Origin of the sequence: Citrobacter sp. Cpo148, from assembly GCF_030332375.1 — a bacterium.
Classification (GTDB): domain Bacteria; phylum Pseudomonadota; class Gammaproteobacteria; order Enterobacterales; family Enterobacteriaceae; genus Citrobacter; species Citrobacter portucalensis.
Genome location: NZ_JAOWHY010000046.1, coordinates 67,939 through 91,222 on the forward strand (window position 1 = coordinate 67,939; position 23,284 = coordinate 91,222).

Consider the following 23,284-nt stretch of genomic DNA (forward strand, 5'->3'; position numbering starts at 1 on the left):
AGTTGTCGTGAAGGAACCCTCTATGAAGCAAATCCGTATGCTGGCGCAATATTACGTCGACCTGATGATGAAGTTAGGTCTGGTGCGCTTTTCGCTGCTGTTGGCGCTGGCTCTGGTCGTGTTGGCAATTGTGGTGCAGATGGCTGTCACCATGGTACTGCACGGCCAGGTAGAAAGCATTGATGTCATCCGTTCTATCTTTTTTGGTCTGTTAATTACCCCCTGGGCCGTCTATTTCTTGTCTGTGGTGGTGGAGCAACTTGAGGAGTCCCGGCAACGCCTGTCACGACTGGTACAAAAGCTGGAAGAGATGCGCGAGCGAGATCTCAAGCTCAATGTGCAGCTGAAAGATAATATTGCCCAGCTCAATCAGGAAATTGTTGAGCGTGAAAAAGCCGAAGCAGAGCGCCAGGAAACATTCGAGCAACTGAAGGTTGAAATCAAAGAGCGCGAAGAGGCGCAGATCCAGCTTGAGCAACAGTCTTCCTTTTTACGCTCTTTCCTTGATGCCTCGCCGGATCTGGTTTTTTATCGCAATGAAGATAAGGAGTTTTCCGGCTGTAACCGTGCCATGGAGCTGCTGACCGGCAAAAGCGAAAAGCAGCTGGTGAACTTAAAACCGGCTGACGTTTACTCTCCTGAAGCGGCTGAAAAGGTGATTGAGACCGACGAGAAGGTGTTCCGCCATAATGTTTCGCTCACCTACGAACAGTGGCTGGACTACCCGGACGGGCGCAAAGCCTGCTTTGAAATTCGCAAAGTGCCTTACTATGACCGCGTAGGTAAGCGACATGGTCTGATGGGCTTTGGGCGCGATATTACCGAGCGTAAGCGTTATCAGGATGCGCTTGAGCGCGCCAGCCGCGATAAGACCACCTTTATTTCTACCATCAGCCACGAGTTGCGCACCCCGCTTAACGGCATTGTCGGCTTAAGCCGGATCCTGCTGGATACGGATCTGACCGCGGAGCAGGAAAAATATCTGAAAACAATCCACGTCTCTGCTGTGACGCTGGGGAATATTTTCAACGATATTATCGACATGGATAAGATGGAGCGACGTAAAGTCCAGCTCGATAACCAGCCAATCGATTTCACCAGCTTTATGGCGGATCTGGAAAACCTCTCTGGCCTACAGGCGCAGCAAAAAGGGCTGCGCTTTGTGCTTGAGCCGACGTTACCGCTGCCGCATAAGGTCATTACCGACGGAACGCGTCTGCGTCAGATCCTGTGGAATCTGATCAGCAACGCCGTGAAGTTTACCCAGCAGGGGCAGGTGACCGTGCGGGCGCGCTATGACCAGGGGAATATGCTGCATTTCGAAGTTGAAGATTCCGGCATCGGCATTCCGCAGGATGAGCAGGATAAAATCTTCGCTATGTATTATCAGGTGAAGGACAGCAACGGCGGTAAACCGGCTACGGGGACAGGGATTGGTTTGGCCGTGTCGAAGCGTCTGGCGAAAAACATGGGCGGTGATATTACGGTTTCCAGCCAGGCAGGAAAAGGGTCCATCTTTACGCTGACTGTGCATGCGCCTGCGGTAGCGGAAGAGATTGAAGATGCTTTTGAAGACGATGAAATGCCGCTGCCAGCCCTGAATGTGCTGCTGGTAGAAGACATTGAGCTGAACGTTATTGTTGCGCGCTCCGTGCTGGAAAAATTAGGCAACAGCGTGGATGTCGCGATGACCGGGAAAGCCGCGCTGGAAATGTTTACGCCGGGTGAATATGACCTGGTGCTGTTGGATATTCAGCTACCGGATATGACCGGTCTGGATATCTCGCGGGAGCTCACGCAAAAATACGCCCGTGAAGATCTGCCACCGCTGGTTGCACTCACCGCCAACGTACTGAAAGATAAAAAAGAGTATCTGGACGCAGGCATGGACGACGTGCTGAGTAAGCCGCTGTCGGTTCCGGCGCTAACCGCCATGATCAAAAAATACTGGGATACCCGAAACGAAGAGGAGAGCACTGTGACATCTGAAGAAAGCAGTAAATCGCAAGCGCTGTTAGATATTCCTATGTTGGAACAATACCTCGAGCTGGTGGGACCGAAGTTAATTACCGACGGGCTGGCGGTGTTTGAGAAGATGATGCCGGGATATTTGAGCGTGCTGGAGTCCAACCTGACGGCACGGGATAAAAAAGGTGTTGTTGAGGAAGGCCATAAAATTAAAGGCGCAGCAGGTTCAGTGGGGCTGCGTCACCTGCAACAGCTAGGTCAGCAAATCCAGTCGCCGGATCTTCCTGCCTGGGAAGATAACGTTGCTGAATGGATTGAAGAGATGAAGCAGGAGTGGCAGCACGACGTGGCAGTATTAAAAGCCTGGGTGGCGAGTGTGGAAAAAAAATGACCCCGGCTTGACCGGGGTGCGCGAATACTGCGCCAACACCAGGGAAATCGTGGCTGCGCCGTAAATTATTATCATTGTTTACAAGGGCGCAGCCCTAATTTTCAGGCCGCACGCAGTTAAGATAGCAAATCTTAAATAATTTGTTACATGAATCAGTTAAATGTGTGAAGCGTAGCATTTAAATCATAATAACTAATATGTTTCAGCCAGTTGAGAAAGGAGTATTACGATGAAAAAAGTGGGTGTAGTGCTCAGCGGATGCGGCGTGTATGACGGTGCAGAGATCCATGAAACTGTTCTCACGCTTCTGGCCATTGCCCGCAACGGTGCTCAGGCTGTCTGTTTCGCACCTGATAAACAACAAGCGGATGTGATTAATCATCTGACCGGCGAGCCGATGCTGGAAACTCGCAATGTGCTGATTGAAGCCGCGCGTATCACACGTGGCGATATTCGCCCACTTGCGCAGGCAGTCTCATCGGAACTGGATGCGTTGATCGTGCCGGGTGGGTTTGGTGCGGCCAAAAATCTGAGCAATTTTGCCAGTCAGGGCAGCGAATGCCGGGTTGACAGCGATTTAGCCGCGCTGGCGGTGGCCATGCATCAGGCGGGTAAGCCGTTGGGGTTTATGTGCATTGCGCCTGCCATGTTACCTAAAATTTTTGACTTCCCGCTGCGTCTGACCATCGGCACTGATATCGACACGGCAGAGGTGCTGGAAGAGATGGGCGCTGAGCATGTGCCTTGTCCGGTTGATGACATTGTCGTCGATGAAGACAACAAAATCGTCACCACGCCTGCCTATATGCTGGCGCAGGACATCGCTCAGGCTGCGAGTGGCATCGATAAACTGGTATCGCGTGTGCTGGTGCTGACTGAATGAGAAAAGGAGTAACCGCCTTTCTGCGACGTATTTTTCTGCGGGTGGTGGTTGTCCTCGCCGTATTCTGGGGCGGGGGCATCGCACTTTTCAGCGTGATGCCTGTGCCTTTCTCGGCGGTAATGGTCGAGCGACAGCTGGGCGCATGGCTGTCCGGTGATTTCGGCTATGTGGCGCACTCGGACTGGGTGAGCATGGATGAGATCTCACCGTGGATGGGACTGGCGGTGATTGCTGCGGAGGACCAGAAGTTTCCAGACCACTGGGGGTTTGACGTCACCGCCATAGAGAAAGCGCTGGCGCACAATGAACGCAATGAAAACCGCATTCGCGGGGCGTCGACGTTATCGCAACAGACGGCGAAAAACCTCTTTTTGTGGGATGGACGTAGCTGGGTGCGTAAAGGTCTCGAAGCCGGGCTAACGCTGGGTATGGAAACCGTCTGGAGTAAGAAACGTATTCTGACCGTCTATTTGAATATCGCCGAGTTTGGCGATGGGATATTTGGCGTGGAGGCGGCGGCGCAACGGTATTTTCATAAATCGGCCAGTCGGTTGAGCCTGTCTGAAGCGGCCTTGCTGGCGGCAGTATTGCCCAATCCTTTGCGTTTTAAGGCGAATGCGCCTTCTGGTTATGTGCGTAACCGCCAGGCCTGGATTATGCGCCAAATGCGCCAGTTAGGTGGTGAGTCGTTTATGCGGGAAAATAAGCTGTATTAGCGTAGTTATTGCCGGATGCGGCGTAAACGCCTTATCCGGCCTACTGGCTACGTTCTGTGTACTCGATTAATCTTCATCAAACCCTGAATTAAACAGGGCAATCACTGCGGCCAGGGCTTCTACTTCCTGTGGTCCCGTGGCTTCGACTTCTATCTGACGCCCTTTGGCTGAATCCAGCATCAGCAGAGCGATAACGCTGTTGGCCTCGGCTTCCGTTCCTTCATCATTACGCAGCAAAACTTCTGCTTCGAAACCCTGCATCAATTCAAACAGTTTCATCGCTGGGCGGGCATGCATGCCCAGCTTATTGGTGATTTCAACGGTTTGCTTCACGGTCATGATTTACGTTTTTCCAGCGTACGATGGCGTGACTGCACGTTTTTACCGCGTGAGCGGAAGTAGTCTGCCAACTGCTCAGCAATATACACCGAACGGTGTTTCCCGCCGGTACAGCCGATGGCTACGGTAAGGTAGCTACGGTTGTTGGTCTCCAGCATGGGTAACCATAGCTCAAGATAGCTGCGAGTCTGGTAAATAAAATTGTGTACTTCTGTGTGCCTGTCGAGGAATGCGGCGACGGGGCGGTCAAGACCGGTCATTGGGCGCAGCTTTGGATCCCAGTGTGGGTTAGGCAGAAAGCGCACGTCAAAGACGTAATCCGCATCAATCGGGATACCGTGTTTGAAACCAAAGGATTCGAATACCATCGTCAATTCACGTTCACGTTTACCCAGCAGTCGGGTACGTAACATTTCCGCCAGTTCGTGTACGGACATTTCGGAGGTATCAACGATCAGGTCAGCGCGAGAGCGCAGTGGCTCCAGCAAATCGCTTTCCTTATCGATAGCGCTTTCCAGAGACAAGTTCTTGCTGGAGAGCGGGTGTAAACGGCGCGTGTCGCTGTAGCGACGAATCAGCGTGTTACGGTCTGCATCAAGGAACAGCAGCTGTGGTGAGAAACCCTCGGGCAGATTATTCATTGCCTGCTCAAAAATTTCCGGGGACTCAGGCATGTTGCGCACATCAATGCTGACGGCCGCAGAAATCTGGCGATCGGCCAGTGTACGAGCCAGATCGGGCAACAGCACTACGGGAAGGTTATCCACGCAGTAAAAACCCATATCTTCCAGCGCACGCAGGGCGACAGATTTACCTGACCCTGAACGGCCGCTGACGATCATCAGTACCATGTACTGTTTCTCCTCACAACGACAAAAAAGGATGCCATTGGGTTGTTATGCTTCATCCTGTCCACCTTCGGTGTCCGTGATGATTTGATACAACTCCTGGTCACTCTGCGCGGCGCGCAGACGACGACAGATGGTTTTATCTGCCAGACGTTTTGCGACCAGTGACAACGTATGCAAATGCGTCTTGGTTTGGTCTGCCGGGACCAGCAGGGCGAAAAGCAGATCGACAGGTTGATTATCAATGGCGTCGAAGGCGATAGGTGTTTCGAGTTGAACAAACACACCAACCGCGCGCATCGTGTCTTCTTCCAGCTTTCCGTGCGGGATAGCAATACCATTACCGATGCCGGTACTGCCCATTTTTTCACGCGTCAGAATGGCTTCAAATACCACCTGAGAAGGCAAGCTAAGCTGTTTTGCCGCAAGTTCGCTGATGATTTCCAGTGCGCGTTTCTTGCTTTGGCAGTGAACGCCTGCGCGTGTACATTCCTGGTTAAGAACAGTGCTCAGTTGTAGAGTCGTATCGTTATTTGTCATAATTTCACCTAAGCGCTAACTGTACAAATGGCCCGTTGTGCTACACAACAGGCCGTCCTGCACCCGCTAACTGCCCGGACAAGTTAGTGCTGTTTCAGTTTATCTTTATGTTTTGTTAACTGCCGAGCCAGTTTATCAATTAAACCGTCAATGGCGGCGTACATATCCTGACCTTCCGCGCTGGCATGAATTTCGCCACCGTTCACATGCAGTGTTGCATCCGAGATATGTGTAACCTTCTCCACTTTCAACACAATATAGACCTGATTAATCCGGTCGAAATATTGTTCGAGCTTGGCAAATTTTGTATTCACAAAATCGCGCAGGGCTTCGGTGATTTCGACGTTGTTTCCAGTGATGTTGAGCTGCATAGTGTCTTCCTTATCGGTTGGGTCACACCAGCTGTTTGCGCTGGTTAGACGGCGGAATGGATAAAGACTCTCGGTACTTCGCAACGGTGCGGCGTGCCACCATGATACCCTGTTCTGACAGCATAGAGGTTAACTTGCTGTCACTCAGCGGTTTCGCGGGGTTTTCCGCAGCAATTAATTTCTTCACCAGCGCACGGATAGCTGTGGATGAGGCTTCACCTCCGCCTTCAGTGTTAACGTGACTGGAAAAGAAATACTTCAATTCAAAAATGCCGCGCGGACTGTGCAGATACTTTTGCGTGGTCACACGGGAAATGGTCGATTCGTGCATCTCGACGGCCTGGGCGATATCCGCCAGTACCATCGGTTTCATAAACTCTTCGCCTTGCTCAAAGAAAGCTTGCTGCTGCTCAACGATGCAGCGGCTGACGCGCAGCAACGTATCATTGCGGCTTTCCAGGCTTTTAATCAGCCACTTCGCATCTTGCAGATTGCTACGAATAAACTGGCTGTCGGCATCGTTGCGCGCGCTATTGCACATGGCGGCGTAGTGCTGGTTAATCTGTAAGCGCGGAATGCTGTCGCCGTTGAGTTCGACCACCCAGCGATCGTTATGCTTACGCACCAGCACATCCGGAATGACGTACTCCGGCTCGCCGGTCTGGATCGATTGCCCAGGTCTTGGATCCAGCGACTGAATAAGATTGACGGCTTCTTTCAGCACGTCTTCTTTCAGCCGGGTCACGCGCATCAGGGTGCGGAAGTCATGGTTGGCTAACAGATCGAGGTGATCGCTGATGATCAGACGCGCTTCTTCCAGCCACGGTGTGGCTTTATCAAACTGCGAAAGTTGGATCAGTAAGCAGTCGCGGAGATCTTTGGCGGCCACGCCAACGGGATCAAAGCGCTGAACGCGTTTAAGCACGGCTTCGATTTCGTCCATACCGACGTCGTCATCGCCCATGCTTTCGAGAATATCGTCCAGGGTCACGGTGAGATAACCGGTTTCGTCTACCGCATCCACAATGGATGTCGCAATGGCGCGATCGGTATCCGAGAACGGGGTCAGTTCCACTTGCCACATCAGGTAATCCTGTAGTGATTGCGTGGTCTCACCCTGATACACAGGCAGTTCGTCGTCGATGTAATCTCCGCTGGTGCCCGAAGGCGTCCCGGCGGTGTATATTTCATCCCAACTGGCGTCAAGCGGCAACTCCTCAGGCATCTCTTTTTGTTCGAGTGCATCTGCGGTGTCGAGGGTTTCGCTGTCCTGTTTTTCCTGGGTATCAATTTCGTCGTGAAGATCGGTTTGCTCGAGCAGTGGGTTACTTTCCAGCGCTTGCTGAAGTTCTTGCTGAAGTTCCAGCGTGGACAGCTGCAACAGACGGATAGCCTGTTGTAGCTGAGGCGTCATCGCCAGTTGTTGGCTAAGCCTGAGTTGCAAACCTTGCTTCATGTTCAGAGTTGTTTTCTCCTGCAGTGACGTGAAGTCTTCTACCCTATCAGAGTCTGAAGTCTTCCCCAAGGTATACGCGCTTAACGTGCTCATCCTGCAGTATTTCTGTTGGCGTGCCGTGCGCGATCAGGTGCCCCTGACTTACGATATAGGCGCGCTCACACACTGCCAGCGTTTCGCGGACGTTATGGTCGGTAATCAGCACGCCAAGGCCGCTGTCGCGCAGGTGTTCGATGATCCGTTTAATATCAATAACAGAAATCGGGTCAACACCGGCAAACGGTTCATCCAGCAGGATAAATTTCGGATTAGCGGCCAGTGCGCGAGCGATCTCCACACGGCGTCGTTCACCACCGGAGAGCGACTGACCTAAGCTGTCGCGCAGGTGCTCGATGTGGAATTCTTCCATCAGCTCGTTGGCCCGATCTTCCCGCTGCTCGCTGGTCAGATCGTCACGAATTTGCAGTACCGCCATCAGGTTATCAAACACGCTCAGGCGACGGAAAATAGACGCTTCCTGCGGTAAGTAGCCGATGCCGCGACGCGCGCGCGCATGCAGAGGCAGCAGACTGATGTCTTCGTCATCAATGATAATGTTGCCCGCATCGCGCGGGACAATGCCGACTACCATGTAAAAGGTTGTTGTCTTGCCTGCACCGTTAGGACCGAGCAGACCGACGATCTCCCCGGAGTTGACGGTCAGACTGACATCTTCAACCACACGACGGCCTTTATAGGCTTTTGCAAGGTTCTTTGCAGTTAATGTTGCCATAACGAATCAGTTACCTTTTTTCTCTGCCGGAGCCTTGTTTTTGTCCTGCAACTGCGACGGAACCAGAACGGTGGTGACGCGTTTGCCTTTATCGCTGAAGGCCTGCATTTTCTGCTCTTTTACCAGATAGGTGATCTTATCGCCCGTGATGTTGCTATCGAGCTGTTCCAGATACGCCTTGCCGGTGAGAACGACAAAGTCTTTCGCCAGTTCATAGTGCATCTGAGAGGCGTGGCCTTTAACCGGTTTACCGTTGTCCTGCATCTGGTAAAACGTCGCTGGATTGCCATAGCCATCAATCACTTCTTTGCCGTCTTCACCGCCAGGACGGGTCACGACGACTTTATCGGCGTTAATTTTGATGGTGCCCTGAGTCACAATCACGTTGCCAGTAAACGTCACCACGTTGCCCTGCATATCCAGGGACTGCTGGTCCGATTCAATGTGAATCGGCTGCTCGGTATCGCCGGTGACGGCAAATGCCGGAATGCTGGCGGCCAGAAGTGAGCTGGCAAGTACAAGATTAAGGCTGAGTTTGTTTGTTTTGGATTTCATATGAGGTTCTAACCTTTTCAATCAGCTCGGCGTTCTTGCTGCGTAAGTTGCCGCGCATCTTCAGTCCGCTGGAGTTAAATGTTGTGCCATACAACGTCACCAGATCATCGGAAGTGACGTCTTGTGTCACCAGGTTAATCTGCGCGTTATCGGTCGTAATTCTGCGTAGTTGAGAGTCAGGCACCAGGGCGTTAACCTCAACATGGCCGTACAGATACAGCATCCGATCGTTGGTCAATTTGGCTTTGTCGGCCTTGATCGTCCAGGTCGGTACTTTATCCTTATCAAACGTGGTTAATACTGGTTGAGTAAACCACGAAACCGCTTGTTCCGAATAATATTCAACGTGTTGTGCGATCAAGTGATAGCTCAGCGCGCCTTCCGGACTATACACGACGGTATCAGTATGTTCGCTCTTATAGGTTGGCTCGTTGTTATTGACGACGACCTGAGCGGTGTCATCTTTGTCTGCCAGATTAATACCAATCATCACAAGGACAGCCAGCGACAGTAGAATGATAACCCAACGTCTGGTTTTGCTCATATCGATTGCCCTTTGGCCTCGTCCAGTTTGCCCTGCGCCAGGAGTAATAAATCGCAGACTTCACGCACAGCGCCACGTCCACCATCAATGCGGGTGACATAATCGGCTCGCGGGATCAGCAAAGGGTGGGCATCTGCCACCGCGACGCTCAATCCTACTTTAGCCATCACCGGCCAGTCGATCAGGTCATCGCCAACGTAGGCGACATTCTCCGGCGCGATCGACAGTTTGCTAAGGAGATCGCCAAAGGCAACCAGTTTGTCTGACTGCCCCTGATACAGGTGGGTGATCCCCAAAGTGGCACAGCGATCTTCTACAAGTTTAGCCTTTCGTCCGGTAATAATGGCAACCTCAATACCGGAAGTGAGCGCACAGCGAATTCCGTAACCATCACGGACGTTAAAAGCCTTCAGCTCTTCACCGTTGTTGCCCATATAAATCAGACCATCAGACAGTACGCCATCCACATCCAGGATCAGCAAACGGATGTTTTCTGCCCGGGTGATAACGTCTGCGCTGACGGGTCCATAACAGGTCGCAAGCGACGCACCTGCTTTACTCATTTTCGTTATCCTTGAGTTTCTTACACTACACCTGCACGCAGCAGATCATGCATATGTAACACACCGAGTAACTGGTCGCCATCAGCAACCATTACCGAGGTGATATGGCGGGACTGCATTAAGTTCAGGGCATCGACGGCAAGAATACCCGGACGCACGCGAATGCCTCCAGGGGTCATCACATCGGCAATGCCTAACTGGCGTACATCAACGCCCATATCGAAGACACGACGTAAATCGCCATCGGTGAAAATACCGTCAATCTTCATGGCATCATCGCAAATGACGGTCATGCCGAGATTTTTACGCGTGATCTCAATTAAGGCGTCACGCAGGCTGGCGTTTTTGCTCACATGCGGGATCTCGTCGCCCGTATGCATAATATCGTTAACGCGCAGTAAAAGCTTACGGCCCAGTGCGCCACCGGGATGAGACAACGCAAAATCTTCCGCGGTAAAGCCGCGCGCTTTTAATAATGCCACCGCTAGGGCATCGCCCATCACCAGTGTTGCTGTCGTACTGCTGGTCGGCGCCAGGCCTAACGGACAAGCTTCCTTGGGCACTTTAACACACAGATGCACATCTGCCGCACGCGCCATACTGCTTTCAGGACGACCGGTCATGCAGATAAGCGGTACATGAAGACGTTTTAATACCGGGATCAGCGCCGCTATCTCATTGGATTCACCGGAGTTAGAGATGGCGATGACCACATCCTGCGGCGAGACCATACCCAGATCGCCATGTGCGGCTTCGCCTGGGTGTACAAAAAATGAGGGGGTTCCGGTGCTGGCAAATGTGGCTGCCATTTTCCGCCCGATATGGCCGGATTTCCCCATTCCCATCACCACCACTTTGCCCGGGCAGCTGAATATTTTCTCGCATGCGAGGGTAAAATTTTGGTTGATGTACTGATCAAGCTCCGCCAGGCCTTCACGTTCAATTGCCAGGACTTCCTTGCCTGCTTGCTGAAAGTCAAAACCCGGTTGCAACTCTAAGTGCGACATAATGCGTTTCCAGTTATCCAACGAGAAGTGGCGATAACCAATACAGCATCGCCAGCCATATGATAAAACCGCCGGTCAGCAGCGCACCTGCGCCGCGACCAATCTGGCGCGGACGTCGCCAGCAGAGTAGTGCAAAAATCACGCTCACCAGCAGCATGACGCTATAGTCACGGGTGAAGGCCATCGGGTTGACTTCACCCGGCGTAATCAGCGCCGGTAGCCCGAGGACGATAACGATATTAAAAATGTTTGCGCCGATAATGTTACCGACGGCAATATCATTTTCACCTTTACGCAGACCCGCAATCGCTGTTGCCAGCTCCGGCAGGCTGGTACCAATGGCGACCACTGTCAGCCCGATAGTAAGTTCGCTCATGGCGAAATAGTTCGCCAGTACGGTCGCGTTGTCCACCACCATACGTGTTGCCATTGGCATGATAATCAGCGCAATGCCCAACCACAAAAATGCGACCGGTAATCCGCCTTCGCGCGGCAGCTCAGCTATCTGCTCACGTGTCAGGCTGTCATTGCCTTGTCGCTCGGCCAGACGGGCGATTTTAACAATGAATAGCAGCCATAGCACGGCCAGAAGCAGAAGAAAGAAACCGTCGCTGCGGCTTAACTGCCCGTCATACAGGACGGATGCAGCTAAAATACTTACCAGCAACATTAGCGGTAATTCACGACGCAGAACATCAGAATGCACGGTAAAAGGATGAATCAGCGCCGACAGGCCTAAAATAAGCAGAATGTTGGTGATGTTAGAACCTATAGCGGTCCCGACAGCCAGATCGAGTTGCCCATTCATCGATGCGGCAACGGAGACAATTATCTCGGGTAACGACGTACCCATGCTGACCACGGTCATTCCGATGATAATGGGAGGAATACCGAAGTTTCGACATAAAATGGATGCAGCAAATACCAGACGGTCGGCACCGTAGACCACCAGAAGTAAACCAATTATTAACAGCGCCGTCGCTAAAAGCATCTAAAGTCCTTTCTTCAGGTATACTCGCCGGTCCACTTGAAGGATCTTCTGGAAGCCGTAACGAAGTCTTAATTTTGACTTTATGCGGCTAAAAAGTAAAACAAATGCCAGCTTTCGCTAACCAGGACAGGCAATAATCTGTAAATATGTTGAGTTCATGGCTAAATTGAGCGCCAAACTCTTCGATCAACGAGGCAATAGTAAAGGATGAATCAATGGGGCAGTCTGTGGCGAATCTAGTCGATATGCGCGATGTCAGCTTTTCCCGGGGTGACCGCTGCATCTTTGATAATATTTCCCTGACGGTACCGCGCGGTAAGGTGACGGCGATCATGGGGCCATCAGGCATCGGCAAAACGACGCTGTTGCGTCTGATTGGCGGACAGATCCCCCCGGATAAGGGCGAGATCCTGTTTGACGGTGAGAACGTCCCGGCCATGTCCCGTTCGCGTTTATTTACCGTGCGTAAGCGCATGAGTATGCTGTTTCAGTCTGGTGCGCTATTTACCGACATGAATGTGTTTGACAACGTCGCGTACCCTCTGCGCGAGCATACGACGTTGCCAGCGCCGTTGCTGAAGAGCACGGTGATGATGAAGCTCGAGGCCGTCGGCCTGCGGGGTGCGGCCAAATTAATGCCTTCTGAATTATCCGGTGGGATGGCGCGTCGCGCCGCGTTAGCACGTGCTATCGCGCTGGAGCCAGACCTCATCATGTTTGATGAGCCGTTCGTCGGCCAGGATCCCATCACCATGGGCGTTCTGGTGAAGCTTATTTCAGAACTGAACAGCGCGCTGGGCGTCACCTGTGTGGTGGTATCCCATGATGTGCCTGAGGTACTGAGTATTGCGGATTACGCCTATATAATGGCGGACAAAAAAATAGTGGCCTACGGTAGTGCTCAGGCACTACAAGAAAATGCCGATCCGCGCGTACGCCAGTTCCTGGACGGCATTGCCGATGGACCGGTTCCGTTCCGTTACCCGGCGGGCGACTACCACATCGATTTACTCAAAACAGGGAGTTAAGCCACCCATGTTGTTAAATGCGCTGGCATCACTCGGACATCGGGGAATAAAAACCCTCAGGACGTTCGGGCGAGCCGGATTAATGTTGTTCAATGCGGTTGTCGGCAAGCCGGAGTTTCGCAAACATGCGCCGCTGCTGATACGCCAGCTCTATAATGTCGGTGTCTTATCGATGCTGATCATTATTGTTTCTGGCGTATTCATCGGTATGGTGCTGGGGTTGCAGGGATACCTGGTGCTGACGACCTACAGCGCGGAAACCAGCCTCGGTATGCTGGTGGCACTGTCATTGTTACGTGAGTTGGGACCGGTTGTTGCGGCGCTGCTGTTTGCCGGGCGGGCCGGGTCGGCCTTAACCGCAGAAATTGGCCTGATGCGGGCGACCGAACAGCTTTCCAGTCTGGAGATGATGGCCGTCGATCCACTGCGCCGGGTGATTTCCCCACGTTTTTGGGCTGGCGTCATTTCATTGCCGTTGCTGACGATTATTTTTGTCGCAGTGGGTATCTGGGGTGGTTCACTGGTTGGCGTAAGCTGGAAGGGTATTGATGCAGGCTTCTTCTGGTCGGCTATGCAAAATGCCGTCGACTGGCGTCTGGACCTGGTCAACTGTCTGATTAAGAGCGTGGTGTTCGCCATTACGGTCACCTGGATTGCATTGTTCAATGGTTATGATGCGATCCCGACCTCTGCTGGGATTAGCCGGGCAACGACACGCACCGTTGTGCACGCCTCTCTTGCCGTTCTGGGGCTGGATTTTGTGCTGACCGCACTGATGTTTGGGAATTGAGTTCATGCAAACGAAAAAAAATGAAATTTGGGTCGGGTTATTCCTGTTGGTTGCGCTGCTGGCAGCGCTGTTTGTTTGCCTGAAGGCGGCGAACGTTACCTCAATGCGTACTGAGCCGACTTACACGATTTATGCGACCTTTGATAATATCGGCGGCCTGAGAGAGCGTTCTCCGGTGCGGATTGGCGGAGTGGTAGTTGGACGCGTATCGGACATCTCGTTAGATCCGAAAACGTACCTGCCGCGCGTGACGCTGGAAATCGAATCGCGTTTTAACCATATTCCTGACACCAGTTCTCTGAGCATCCGTACTTCCGGTCTGCTGGGCGAACAGTATCTGGCATTGAATGTGGGTTTTGAAGATCCTGAGCTGGGAACGTCTATCCTCAAAGATGGCGGTACGATTCAGGACACGAAATCCGCGATGGTGCTGGAAGATATGATTGGTCAGTTCCTTTACAACAGCAACAGTAAAGGTGATGACAATAAGAATTCTGGCGATGCGCCAGCCGCAACTGACGGCAATAATGAAGCCACTACGCCTGCGGGCGCAACGAAATAATCTCAGGAGAATCGACGTATGTTTAAACGATTGATGATGGTGGCTATGCTGGTGATTGCTCCGCTTAGCGCAGCAACTGCAGCCGACCAAACGAACCCGTACAAACAGATGAATGAGGCGGCGCAGAAGACATTTGACCGTCTGAAGAATGAACAACCTAAAATCCGCGCAAACCCGGATTACCTGCGCCAGGTTGTCGATCAGGAACTGTTGCCATACGTGCAGGTTAAATATGCGGGTGCGCTGGTACTGGGTCGCTACTACAAAGATGCGACCCCTGCTCAGCGTGAAGCCTATTTTGCCGCATTTCGTGAATATCTGAAGCAGGCCTACGGCCAGGCTCTGGCGATGTACCATGGCCAGACTTATGAAATTGCACCAGAGCAACCGCTGGGTGATGCGACCATCGTGCCTATCCGCGTAACCATCATCGATCCAAACGGTCGTCCTCCGGTACGTTTGGATTTCCAGTGGCGTAAAAACTCCCAGACCGGTAACTGGCAGGCTTATGACATGATTGCTGAAGGCGTAAGTATGATCACCACCAAACAAAATGAGTGGAGCGATCTGCTGCGTACCAAAGGTATTGATGGCCTGACGGCGCAGCTGAAATCTATTGCTCAGCAGAAAATCACTCTGGAAGAGAAAAAATAATGACGCAGTCACTCACCTGGACGCGTGAAGGCGACAAGCTGGTGCTGGTGGGGGAGCTGGATCAGGACGTGTTAAACCCATTATGGGATGCGCGAATTGAGGCGATGAAAGGGGTATCCTGCATCGACCTGAACCAGGTATCCCGGGTAGATACCGGCGGTCTGGCGTTACTGTTGCATCTGATTAATCAGGGCAAGCAGCAGGGAAACAGCGTTTCGCTCACTGGTGTTAACGATAAAGTGTACACGCTGGCGCAGCTTTACAATCTGCCTGACGACGTCCTTCCGCGTTAATTTTTCCAGGCCGGATAAGGTCTTGTGCCGCAATCCGGCAAAACCCCTGAGGGGGATCTGCCACTAAAGCCTTGTCTGATTTATCAGCGAGGCTTTTTGCTTATTTATGACAGCGCCACTTTGCTCTAAGATGTTGGGCTGTTTTCACTATCTGACGAATGAAGAGCCCATGGAAAATAATGAAATTCAGAGCGTGCTGATGAATGCACTCTCCCTCCAGGAAGTCCACGTTTCTGGCGACGGCAGTCACTTTCAGGTTATTGCCGTGGGTGAGATGTTTGAAGGCATGAGCCGGGTCAAGAAGCAGCAATCGGTCTATGGCCCGTTGATGGAGTACATTGCGGACAACCGCATTCATGCCGTGTCGATTAAGGCGTTTACCCCAGCGGAATGGGCGCGCGATCGCAAACTTAACGGTTTTTGAGCTACGGGTGATGTGCCGGTAGCGAAGATAAATTCTTAACAGAGAACAGAATAATGGATAAATTTCGTGTTCAGGGGCCAACTAAGCTCCAGGGCGAAGTCACAATTTCAGGCGCTAAAAACGCCGCACTGCCGATCCTGTTTGCGGCGCTGCTGGCTGAAGAACCTGTAGAGATCCAAAACGTCCCGAAACTGAAGGACGTTGACACATCAATGAAGCTGCTGAGCCAGCTGGGTGCGAAAGTTGAGCGTAATGGTTCTGTGCACATCGATGCGCGTGATGTGAACGTCTTCTGTGCACCGTACGATTTGGTGAAAACCATGCGTGCATCCATTTGGGCGCTCGGGCCGCTGGTTGCCCGCTTTGGTCAGGGCCAGGTTTCACTGCCGGGTGGCTGTACCATTGGCGCGCGTCCGGTTGACCTGCACATTACCGGTCTGGAGCAGTTAGGCGCGACAATTAAGCTGGAAGAAGGCTATGTGAAGGCGTCCGTTGATGGCCGTCTGAAAGGCGCGCATATCGTCATGGACAAAGTGAGCGTCGGCGCGACGGTCACCATCATGTGCGCAGCAACGCTTGCCGAAGGCACCACCATCATCGAAAACGCTGCGCGCGAGCCGGAGATTGTGGATACCGCGAACTTCCTGATTGCGCTGGGCGCGAAGATCACGGGTCAGGGCACCGATCGTATTACCATCGAAGGCGTTGAGCGTCTTGGCGGTGGTGTTTATCGCGTTCTGCCAGATCGTATCGAAACCGGTACCTTCCTGGTGGCGGCGGCAATTTCTCGCGGCAAGATTATCTGCCGTAATGCACAGCCGGACACGCTGGATGCCGTTCTGGCGAAGCTGCGTGATGCGGGTGCGGATATTGAAGTGGGTGATGATTGGATCAGCCTTGATATGCACGGTAAACGTCCGAAAGCGGTCAATGTGCGTACTGCACCGCATCCGGCGTTCCCTACCGACATGCAGGCCCAGTTCACGTTGCTGAACCTGGTAGCAGAAGGGACCGGCTTCATCACGGAAACCGTGTTTGAGAACCGCTTTATGCACGTGCCTGAGCTGAGCCGTATGGGCGCTCACGCAGAAATCGAAAGCAATACCGTGATTTGCCACGGCGTGGAAACGCTCTCTGGCGCACAGGTTATGGCGACCGATCTGCGCGCATCTGCAAGCCTGGTGCTGGCAGGGTGTATTGCTGAAGGTACGACGGTAGTCGACCGTATTTATCACATCGATCGCGGCTATGAGCGCATCGAAGATAAACTGCGTGCGCTGGGCGCAAACATTGAGCGCGTGAAAGGCGAGTAATCGTCAACGTCTCTTGTAACCCCCAGTTCAGTTGGCCGGGGGTTACAGCTCAATGTTCATTCCGGATTCTTTTTCTCTCTGCGACTCCTCATCATCCGCGTTCTGTCGATGAACTCATGCGTTTTGGCATCGTGATAGCGTGACGGCCAAATCACCCAGGGGTCAGTTCCCAGTGCCCGGGCGATAATCAACTCACCTTTTGGCCATGGTCTCGTTAACGCATTGGCCAGCGTTGATGAACTCAATCCATTTTTACGTGATTCAGCGGCCATTGAGGTCCCTTTCTTGCGCAGTCCGGCGATGATGTCGGCCGGATGCCAGTCAATCAGCTTGCTTTCCATCAATTCATCTCTCCTTTGGTTAACGGCTTACGGTTTCACGATCGGTTGTGCCGACACTATAACGCCCGAAGAACGAATGTTCTAAAATGTTCATGTAAAGTGTGTATATATTCAGAATATGCCAAGGTTCTGCGTGATTATCTGGAGGGGGTAAATTCTTACTGGAACTTATAAGAAAATCCCGTGCAGGGCACGGGATGAGGGAGGATGCTGTAGGGAATTAACGGTCGCGCTGCACGGCGATATGTGCCAGACCAATCAGCGCTTCTCTCCACGGCGTATCGGGCAGCACCTGCAGCGCAGCGATGGCTTTATCAGCCTCTTCTTCTGCCCGCTGACGGGTCCATTCCAGAGACCCACAGGCGTTCATCGCTTCCAGAACCGGTTCCAGAAGGTGACGACCATTACCTTGCTCAATGGCCTGGCGGATCATTAGCGCTTGTTCTGGGGTGCCGTGGCGCATGGCATGCAACAGTGGCAGCGTTGGTTTACCCTCGTTGAGGTCATCACCGACGTTTTTACCCAGCTGCTCGCCATCTGCGCTGTAATCCAGCAAATCGTCAATTAACTGGAAAGCGGTACCGAGATAACGGCCATAATCCTGCAACCCTTTTTCTTGTTCTTCGCTACAGCCAGCCAGAATACCTGAACATTGGGCTGCCGCTTCAAACAAACGCGCGGTCTTACTGTAGATGACGCGCATATAGTTTTCTTCGGTGATGTCCGGGTCGTTGACGTTCATCAACTGCAAGACTTCACCTTCGGCAATGACGTTGACTGCTTTCGACATGACTTCCAGCACTTTCAACGAGCCAAGGCTGGTCATCATCTGAAATGCACGGGTATAGATAAAATCGCCAACCAGCACGCTGGCCGCATTACCAAACGCCGCATTTGCCGTAGCTTTCCCACGGCGCATGTCTGACTCATCCACAACATCGTCGTGCAGCAGGGTCGCTGTGTGGATAAACTCGATGAGGGCCGCAATCGTAACGTGCGCATTTTCCTGGTAACCAACGGCCCGCGCGGCGAGGACGGCGATCATTGGGCGAATGCGTTTTCCGCCGCCGCTAACGATGTAGTACCCCAGTTGATTGATCAACTGAACGTCGGAATTGAGCTGTTCAAGGATTGTCGCATTGACCCCCGCCATATCTTGCGCGGTTAACTCATTGATTTTTTCTAAATTCATCGCAAAAGCCGGGCTTCTCGCCCCGATTACCTTACTGTGTGGGAAGGTAACGTCGGGTTTAGGGTTATAAATATATGCTGATTGTACTGAAAAAACGCCGTAGATAAACGTTACCGTACGTGTTGTGTTTTTTTTCTTCATGTATTGACGGTAGCACTTGTCAAAGGCTCGCGTTTTGCGTAATATTCGCGCCCTATTGTGAATATTTATAGCGCACTCTGAATCATCAAAAAGGTGTGCGCGGAAGCGGAGTTTTTTATGTACGCGGTTTTCCAAAGTGGTGGTAAACAACACCGAGTAAGCGAAGGTCAGACCGTTCGCCTGGAAAAGCTGGACATCGCAACTGGCGAATCTGTTGAATTCGCAGAAGTTCTGATGATCGCAAACGGTGAAGAAGTCAAAATCGGCGTTCCTTTCGTTGATGGCGGCGTTATCAAAGCTGAAGTCGTTGCTCACGGTCGTGGCGAGAAAGTTAAAATTGTTAAGTTTCGTCGTCGTAAACACTACCGTAAGCAGCAGGGCCATCGTCAGTGGTTCACTGATGTGAAAATCACTGGCATCAGCGCTTAAGTTAAGGGGAGCAGATTAAATGGCACATAAAAAGGCTGGCGGCTCGACTCGTAACGGTCGCGATTCAGAAGCTAAACGTCTGGGCGTAAAACGCTTCGGCGGTGAAACAGTTCTGGCTGGTAGCATCATCGTTCGTCAACGTGGTACTAAATTCCACGCTGGCTCCAACGTTGGTTGCGGCAAAGACCACACTCTGTTTGCTAAAGCAGACGGTAAAGTGAAATTTGAAGTGAAAGGCCCGAAAAACCGTAAATTCATCAGCATCGTTGCTGAATAAGTTTTTCGCGTCCCGGTAACGGATAAAAGCCCCGCAACACGTTGCGGGGCTTTTTACATTCGACGGCCGGTAAATACGCTCGTCGCGCCGTGACAACCCGGAAACGAGCCCTTGCAGGGAATACGGCATGAAGCAGCAGGCAGGCATTGGTATTCTGTTAGCACTCACAACGGCAGTATGTTGGGGCGCTTTGCCAATAGCAATGAAGCAAGTGCTGGAGGTGATGGAGCCTCCTACCGTGGTGTTCTACCGTTTTTTAATGGCAAGCGTTGGCCTTGGCGCTATTCTTGCGGTTAAAAAAAAGCTCCCTCCGTTGCGTATTTTTCGCAAAGCGCGTTGGCTGGTGTTGCTGGCTATCGCAACCGGTGGGTTGTTCGGTAACTTCATTCTGTTTAGTTCATCCTTGCAGTATTTGAGCCCAACGGCTTCGCAGGTTATCGGTCAGCTGTCACCGGTTGGTATGATGATTGCCAGCGTCTTTATCCTGAAAGAAAAGATGCGCGGCACGCAGGTGATTGGCGCCATTATGCTTCTGAGCGGCCTGGTCCTGTTTTTTAATAACAGTCTGATCGAAATTTTTACCCGACTCACCGATTACACCTGGGGCGTTATCTTTGGTGTCGGTGCGGCGATGGTCTGGGTGAGCTATGGGGTCGCGCAAAAGGTGTTATTGCGCCGCCTGGCATCACCGCAGATCCTGTTTTTACTGTACACTTTATGTACGATCGCGTTGTTGCCGCTGGCTAAACCCGGTGTCATCACGCAGCTCAGCGACTGGCAGCTGGCATGCCTGATATTCTGCGGCCTGAATACGCTGGTAGGATATGGCGCTCTCGCGGAAGCAATGGCGCGTTGGCAGGCGGCGCAGGTGAGCGCTCTTATCACGCTCACACCGCTGTTTACGTTGTTATTTTCAGATTTATTATCACTGGCCTGGCCCGATTTCTTCGCCAGACCGATGCTAAACCTATTAGGTTATCTCGGTGCGTTTATCGTGGTTGCGGGCGCGATGTATTCCGCCATTGGTCATCGAATTTGGGGCGGTTTACGTAAGCATGAAACGGTGGTTTCGCAACCCCGCTCAGGCGAATGATTTACGGAGAGTAAAATGAAGTTTGTTGATGAAGCATCGATTCTGGTCGTTGCAGGTGATGGCGGTAATGGTTGCGTCAGCTTCCGCCGCGAAAAGTACATCCCAAAAGGCGGTCCGGACGGTGGTGATGGTGGTGACGGTGGTGACGTTTGGCTGGAAGCCGACGAAAACCTGAACACGCTGATCGATTACCGTTTTGAAAAATCATTCCGTGCGGAACGTGGTCAGAATGGCGCGAGCCGTGATTGCACCGGTAAGCGTGGCAAAGACGTTACCATTAAAGTACCTGTTGGTACGCGTGTTATCGATCAGGGCACGGGCGAAACCATGGGCGACATGACCAAACACGGTCAGCGTCTGATGGTCGCTAAAGGTGGCTGGCACGGTCTGGGCAACACCCGTTTCAAATCCTCGGTTAACCGTACTCCGCGTCAGAAAACAATGGGTACGCCGGGTGATAAGCGCGATCTGATGCTGGAGCTGATGCTGCTGGCGGACGTGGGTATGCTGGGCATGCCAAACGCTGGGAAATCGACGTTTATCCGTGCGGTGTCCGCGGCGAAGCCGAAAGTCGCTGATTATCCGTTTACCACCCTGGTGCCGAGCCTGGGCGTGGTGCGTATGGACAACGAAAAGAGCTTCGTGGTTGCCGACATTCCGGGACTGATTGAAGGCGCGGCTGAAGGCGCAGGCCTGGGCATCCGCTTCCTGAAACACCTGGAACGTTGCCGTGTACTGCTTCACCTCATCGATATCGATCCGATTGATGGCTCTGATCCAGTTGAAAACGCACGTATCATTATTGGCGAACTGGAAAAATACAGTCAGGATCTGGCATCTAAACCGCGCTGGTTAGTGTTCAACAAAATTGATTTGATGGACAAGGCTGAAGCGGAAGAGAAAGCGAAAGCTATCGCCGAAGCGTTGGGTTGGGAAGGTAAATATTACCTGATCTCTGCCGCCAGCCAACTGGGCGTGAAAGATCTCTGCTGGGATGTGATGACCTTTATCATCGAGAACCCGATTGTTCAGGCTGAAGAAGCGAAACAGCCAGAGAAAGTTGAGTTCATGTGGGATGATTATCACCGCCAGCAGCTCGCTGAAGTCGAAGACGAAGCGGAAGATGACTGGGATGACGATTGGGACGAAGACGACGAAGAAGGCGTTGAGTTCATCTACAAGCGTTAATCGCATTAAAAACCCCGGCCATGTTGCCGGGGTTTTTGTTTCCAGGTCTCACTGTAGGCCGGATAAGGCACGTTGATGCTGCTATCCGGCAATCAAATTACCCATTTAGTTGTTCTGATAAATATCCTTGTACAACCGGCTCTCGAAGCGCACCAACGGAATACGGCGATTACGCTGGTCAGCCGGCTCTACCGCATAACCAGATAAATACTGCACGAATGCCATGCGTTGGCCGCTTGCCGTGGTGATGAAACCTGCGAGGTTATAAACCCCCTGCAGCGAGCCTGTCTTCGCCGATACTTTGCCATCCACACCAGCCTGATGCAGACCCGCACGGTATTGCAGAGAGCCGTCGTGGCCCGCCAGCGGCAGCATAGTGATAAAGTTCAGCTCGTTATCGTGTTGAGCGATATATTGCAGCACCTGCATCATGGTCGCTGGGGCAATCAGGTTATGGCGGGAGAGGCCAGAACCGTCGGCAATAATAGTGTTGCCGATATCGACGCCTGCCTGCTGACGCAAAATCTGGCGCACGGCGTCAGAACCCGCCCGCCAGGTGCCCGGCACGTTAAATCGGGCATGACCAATCATACGGAAAACGGTATCGGCAATCATGTTGTCCGATTTTTTCAGCATAATCTTAAGCAGGTCGTGCAGCGGTGCCGACTGCTTACTGGCGACCACCGTTCCTGGTTCGTTGACCAACGTCTGGCGCAGCAGTGTACCGCTGTAGGTGATACCTGCTTGTTTTAGCTCATCTTTGATAATTGCCCCGGCATAGCTGGCACCGTCCTGAATAGCGAACGCCAGCGGCAGCGGATCGGCTCGTTGTGGCAGGCATCCGGTCAGCGTATAGCGGTTGAGATCGCCGGGAACCACATCCAGTTCACAATATTGCGCTTCCGCAGAACCTCGGGCGAGAGTACGCACCTGACTGAACATGGTGACCGGGTAATAAGATGCTACGCGAATAAAGGCGAGATCGTTGGGTTTTTGCGCGCTGTAGAGTGAAACCGAGAAACAGTTTCTATCGACAATAGCCGCTGCGGGCGGTGCACTAAAACACTGCGTCATGTCGTTCCAGGGCCAGCCGGGCGCTTTATCATGACTGGCAAAAATAGAGGTGTCGATCAGGACATTTCCGGCAATTTGCGTCACACCTGATTTTTTCAGGGTTGCCACCATATTGCGAATATCCTGGCGTTTTAGCGTCGGATCGGCACCAAATCGTGCCACTAAGTCACCTTTCAATACGCCGCCTTCCACGCTGCCTTTGGTCTCAAGCGTGGTGGTAAAACGAAAGTCAGGCCCGAGCTGAATCAATGCCGCCAGCGCGGTGATTACTTTCTGGGTACTGGCGGGCAGCGCCATCTGCTGGCTATGAAAATCAATCGCGGGTGCAGGTGCGCCAACCTTCTGTACCATAAGGGCGAGGTTGGCCCCGGCAGGGAGCTGATTGATATACTCGTCGACGTTCGCAGCCTGAACGCTGAACGCTATACTGGCAGTCAATCCGATGGTAAATCTGGAAAATCGCATAATCTCGCGCTAACAACCTGGAAACAGGCCGTCATACTACGGCGCAACGCCCCAAAAAGTAAACGATGACCCATAA

The 23,284-nt window shown here is 52.4% G+C and carries 28 protein-coding genes; 14 read left to right on the forward strand and 14 right to left on the reverse strand.

Going from position 1 to position 23,284, the window contains the following annotated elements; all coding sequences use genetic code 11:
• The first annotated feature begins 22 nt into the window (after nucleotides 1-22).
• The 3 genes from arcB to mtgA all read left to right on the forward strand — a co-directional run bounded on the left by arcB (nucleotide 23) and on the right by mtgA (nucleotide 3,958).
• Complete coding sequence (gene arcB / locus OGY10_RS15185) at nucleotides 23-2,359, forward strand: aerobic respiration two-component sensor histidine kinase ArcB (protein ID WP_020996355.1); 2,337 nt, start codon at nucleotides 23-25, stop codon at nucleotides 2,357-2,359.
• 229 nt (nucleotides 2,360-2,588) lie between these two features.
• Nucleotides 2,589-3,242, forward strand: coding sequence for an isoprenoid biosynthesis glyoxalase ElbB (elbB, locus tag OGY10_RS15190; RefSeq protein WP_003828774.1), 654 nt, complete (start codon nucleotides 2,589-2,591; stop codon nucleotides 3,240-3,242).
• Nucleotides 3,239-3,958 (forward strand): monofunctional biosynthetic peptidoglycan transglycosylase, encoded by a 720-nt coding sequence (mtgA, locus tag OGY10_RS15195; RefSeq protein ID WP_111464716.1) that lies wholly within the window; start codon nucleotides 3,239-3,241, stop codon nucleotides 3,956-3,958. The genes elbB and mtgA overlap by 4 nt, the downstream gene beginning before the upstream one ends.
• 66 nt (nucleotides 3,959-4,024) lie before the next feature.
• On the opposite strand, the gene npr is transcribed toward mtgA, so the two are convergent.
• The 11 genes from npr to OGY10_RS15250 all read right to left on the reverse strand — a co-directional run bounded on the left by npr (nucleotide 4,025) and on the right by OGY10_RS15250 (nucleotide 11,944).
• Nucleotides 4,025-4,297 carry a PTS phosphocarrier protein NPr gene (gene npr, locus OGY10_RS15200; protein WP_003828770.1) on the reverse strand — a complete coding sequence of 91 codons (273 nt, stop codon included), beginning with the start codon at nucleotides 4,295-4,297 and terminating at the stop codon, nucleotides 4,025-4,027.
• The gene (rapZ, locus tag OGY10_RS15205) at nucleotides 4,294-5,148 is read right to left on the reverse strand and encodes an RNase adapter RapZ (protein WP_003025085.1); all 855 of its coding nucleotides are present in this window, start codon (nucleotides 5,146-5,148) and stop codon (nucleotides 4,294-4,296) included. Before rapZ ends, npr begins: the two co-directional genes overlap by 4 nt.
• A 45-nt stretch (nucleotides 5,149-5,193) precedes the next feature.
• Complete coding sequence (ptsN, locus tag OGY10_RS15210; RefSeq protein ID WP_003025083.1) at nucleotides 5,194-5,685, reverse strand: PTS IIA-like nitrogen regulatory protein PtsN; 492 nt, start codon at nucleotides 5,683-5,685, stop codon at nucleotides 5,194-5,196.
• Between the two features lie 83 nt (nucleotides 5,686-5,768).
• Nucleotides 5,769-6,056: a ribosome hibernation promoting factor gene (gene hpf / locus OGY10_RS15215; protein WP_003025078.1), complete on the reverse strand. Its 288-nt coding sequence runs from the start codon at nucleotides 6,054-6,056 to the stop codon at nucleotides 5,769-5,771.
• Nucleotides 6,057-6,078: 22 nt separating this feature from the next.
• Entirely contained in the window at nucleotides 6,079-7,512 is a 1,434-nt protein-coding gene (gene rpoN / locus OGY10_RS15220; RefSeq protein WP_032945120.1) for an RNA polymerase factor sigma-54, read from the reverse strand.
• 46 nt (nucleotides 7,513-7,558) lie between these two features.
• The gene (gene lptB / locus OGY10_RS15225) at nucleotides 7,559-8,284 is read right to left on the reverse strand and encodes an LPS export ABC transporter ATP-binding protein (protein ID WP_003828761.1); all 726 of its coding nucleotides are present in this window, start codon (nucleotides 8,282-8,284) and stop codon (nucleotides 7,559-7,561) included.
• Nucleotides 8,285-8,290: 6 nt separating this feature from the next.
• Entirely contained in the window at nucleotides 8,291-8,839 is a 549-nt protein-coding gene (gene lptA / locus OGY10_RS15230) for a lipopolysaccharide ABC transporter substrate-binding protein LptA (protein WP_003828759.1), read from the reverse strand.
• The gene (lptC, locus tag OGY10_RS15235) at nucleotides 8,808-9,383 is read right to left on the reverse strand and encodes an LPS export ABC transporter periplasmic protein LptC (RefSeq protein WP_003828757.1); all 576 of its coding nucleotides are present in this window, start codon (nucleotides 9,381-9,383) and stop codon (nucleotides 8,808-8,810) included. The genes lptA and lptC overlap by 32 nt, the downstream gene beginning before the upstream one ends.
• Nucleotides 9,380-9,946, reverse strand: a complete 567-nt coding sequence (kdsC, locus tag OGY10_RS15240; RefSeq protein WP_103014946.1) for a 3-deoxy-manno-octulosonate-8-phosphatase KdsC — start codon at nucleotides 9,944-9,946, stop codon at nucleotides 9,380-9,382. Before kdsC ends, lptC begins: the two co-directional genes overlap by 4 nt.
• 20 nt (nucleotides 9,947-9,966) lie before the next feature.
• Nucleotides 9,967-10,953: an arabinose-5-phosphate isomerase KdsD gene (kdsD, locus tag OGY10_RS15245; protein ID WP_048215459.1), complete on the reverse strand. Its 987-nt coding sequence runs from the start codon at nucleotides 10,951-10,953 to the stop codon at nucleotides 9,967-9,969.
• Between the two features lie 13 nt (nucleotides 10,954-10,966).
• Complete coding sequence (locus OGY10_RS15250) at nucleotides 10,967-11,944, reverse strand: calcium/sodium antiporter (RefSeq protein WP_003828751.1); 978 nt, start codon at nucleotides 11,942-11,944, stop codon at nucleotides 10,967-10,969.
• A gap of 215 nt (nucleotides 11,945-12,159) precedes the next feature.
• On the opposite strand from OGY10_RS15250, the gene mlaF reads away from it, so the two are divergent.
• The 7 genes from mlaF (at nucleotide 12,160) to murA (ending at nucleotide 17,008) form a co-directional block, all read left to right on the forward strand.
• Nucleotides 12,160-12,972 carry a phospholipid ABC transporter ATP-binding protein MlaF gene (mlaF, locus tag OGY10_RS15255; RefSeq protein WP_003828749.1) on the forward strand — a complete coding sequence of 271 codons (813 nt, stop codon included), beginning with the start codon at nucleotides 12,160-12,162 and terminating at the stop codon, nucleotides 12,970-12,972.
• A 7-nt stretch (nucleotides 12,973-12,979) separates the two neighbouring features.
• Nucleotides 12,980-13,762: a lipid asymmetry maintenance ABC transporter permease subunit MlaE gene (gene mlaE, locus OGY10_RS15260; protein WP_003025053.1), complete on the forward strand. Its 783-nt coding sequence runs from the start codon at nucleotides 12,980-12,982 to the stop codon at nucleotides 13,760-13,762.
• Between the two features lie 4 nt (nucleotides 13,763-13,766).
• On the forward strand, nucleotides 13,767-14,324 hold the full coding sequence (mlaD, locus tag OGY10_RS15265) for an outer membrane lipid asymmetry maintenance protein MlaD (protein ID WP_003828747.1): 558 nt from the start codon (nucleotides 13,767-13,769) through the stop codon (nucleotides 14,322-14,324).
• A gap of 18 nt (nucleotides 14,325-14,342) precedes the next feature.
• Nucleotides 14,343-14,978, forward strand: a complete 636-nt coding sequence (gene mlaC, locus OGY10_RS15270; protein ID WP_008785928.1) for a phospholipid-binding protein MlaC — start codon at nucleotides 14,343-14,345, stop codon at nucleotides 14,976-14,978.
• Entirely contained in the window at nucleotides 14,978-15,271 is a 294-nt protein-coding gene (mlaB, locus tag OGY10_RS15275; RefSeq protein WP_003025045.1) for a lipid asymmetry maintenance protein MlaB, read from the forward strand. The genes mlaC and mlaB overlap by 1 nt, the downstream gene beginning before the upstream one ends.
• A 169-nt stretch (nucleotides 15,272-15,440) precedes the next feature.
• A complete protein-coding gene (gene ibaG / locus OGY10_RS15280) occupies nucleotides 15,441-15,695 on the forward strand; it encodes a BolA family iron metabolism protein IbaG (protein WP_003025040.1) in 255 nt (84 codons plus the stop codon).
• 53 nt (nucleotides 15,696-15,748) lie between these two features.
• On the forward strand, nucleotides 15,749-17,008 hold the full coding sequence (gene murA, locus OGY10_RS15285; RefSeq protein ID WP_003839949.1) for a UDP-N-acetylglucosamine 1-carboxyvinyltransferase: 1,260 nt from the start codon (nucleotides 15,749-15,751) through the stop codon (nucleotides 17,006-17,008).
• Nucleotides 17,009-17,064: 56 nt separating this feature from the next.
• On the opposite strand, the gene sfsB is transcribed toward murA, so the two are convergent.
• Nucleotides 17,065-17,349, reverse strand: a complete 285-nt coding sequence (gene sfsB / locus OGY10_RS15290) for a DNA-binding transcriptional regulator SfsB (RefSeq protein ID WP_003025035.1) — start codon at nucleotides 17,347-17,349, stop codon at nucleotides 17,065-17,067.
• A gap of 220 nt (nucleotides 17,350-17,569) precedes the next feature.
• The gene (gene ispB, locus OGY10_RS15295) at nucleotides 17,570-18,541 is read right to left on the reverse strand and encodes an octaprenyl diphosphate synthase (protein WP_003839953.1); all 972 of its coding nucleotides are present in this window, start codon (nucleotides 18,539-18,541) and stop codon (nucleotides 17,570-17,572) included.
• A gap of 258 nt (nucleotides 18,542-18,799) precedes the next feature.
• Between ispB and rplU the strand changes: the two genes are divergently transcribed.
• The 4 genes from rplU to cgtA all read left to right on the forward strand — a co-directional run bounded on the left by rplU (nucleotide 18,800) and on the right by cgtA (nucleotide 21,669).
• Complete coding sequence (gene rplU / locus OGY10_RS15300) at nucleotides 18,800-19,111, forward strand: 50S ribosomal protein L21 (protein ID WP_003025032.1); 312 nt, start codon at nucleotides 18,800-18,802, stop codon at nucleotides 19,109-19,111.
• A 19-nt stretch (nucleotides 19,112-19,130) separates the two neighbouring features.
• On the forward strand, nucleotides 19,131-19,388 hold the full coding sequence (gene rpmA, locus OGY10_RS15305) for a 50S ribosomal protein L27 (protein WP_003025030.1): 258 nt from the start codon (nucleotides 19,131-19,133) through the stop codon (nucleotides 19,386-19,388).
• A 127-nt stretch (nucleotides 19,389-19,515) separates the two neighbouring features.
• Nucleotides 19,516-20,481, forward strand: a complete 966-nt coding sequence (locus tag OGY10_RS15310) for a DMT family transporter (RefSeq protein ID WP_286576971.1) — start codon at nucleotides 19,516-19,518, stop codon at nucleotides 20,479-20,481.
• Nucleotides 20,482-20,496: 15 nt separating this feature from the next.
• A complete protein-coding gene (gene cgtA, locus OGY10_RS15315; protein ID WP_003828732.1) occupies nucleotides 20,497-21,669 on the forward strand; it encodes an Obg family GTPase CgtA in 1,173 nt (390 codons plus the stop codon).
• Nucleotides 21,670-21,774: 105 nt separating this feature from the next.
• Here the strand turns inward: cgtA and dacB are convergent, their stop codons facing one another.
• A complete protein-coding gene (gene dacB / locus OGY10_RS15320; protein ID WP_032945109.1) occupies nucleotides 21,775-23,208 on the reverse strand; it encodes a serine-type D-Ala-D-Ala carboxypeptidase in 1,434 nt (477 codons plus the stop codon).
• Nucleotides 23,209-23,284 lie beyond the last annotated feature (76 nt).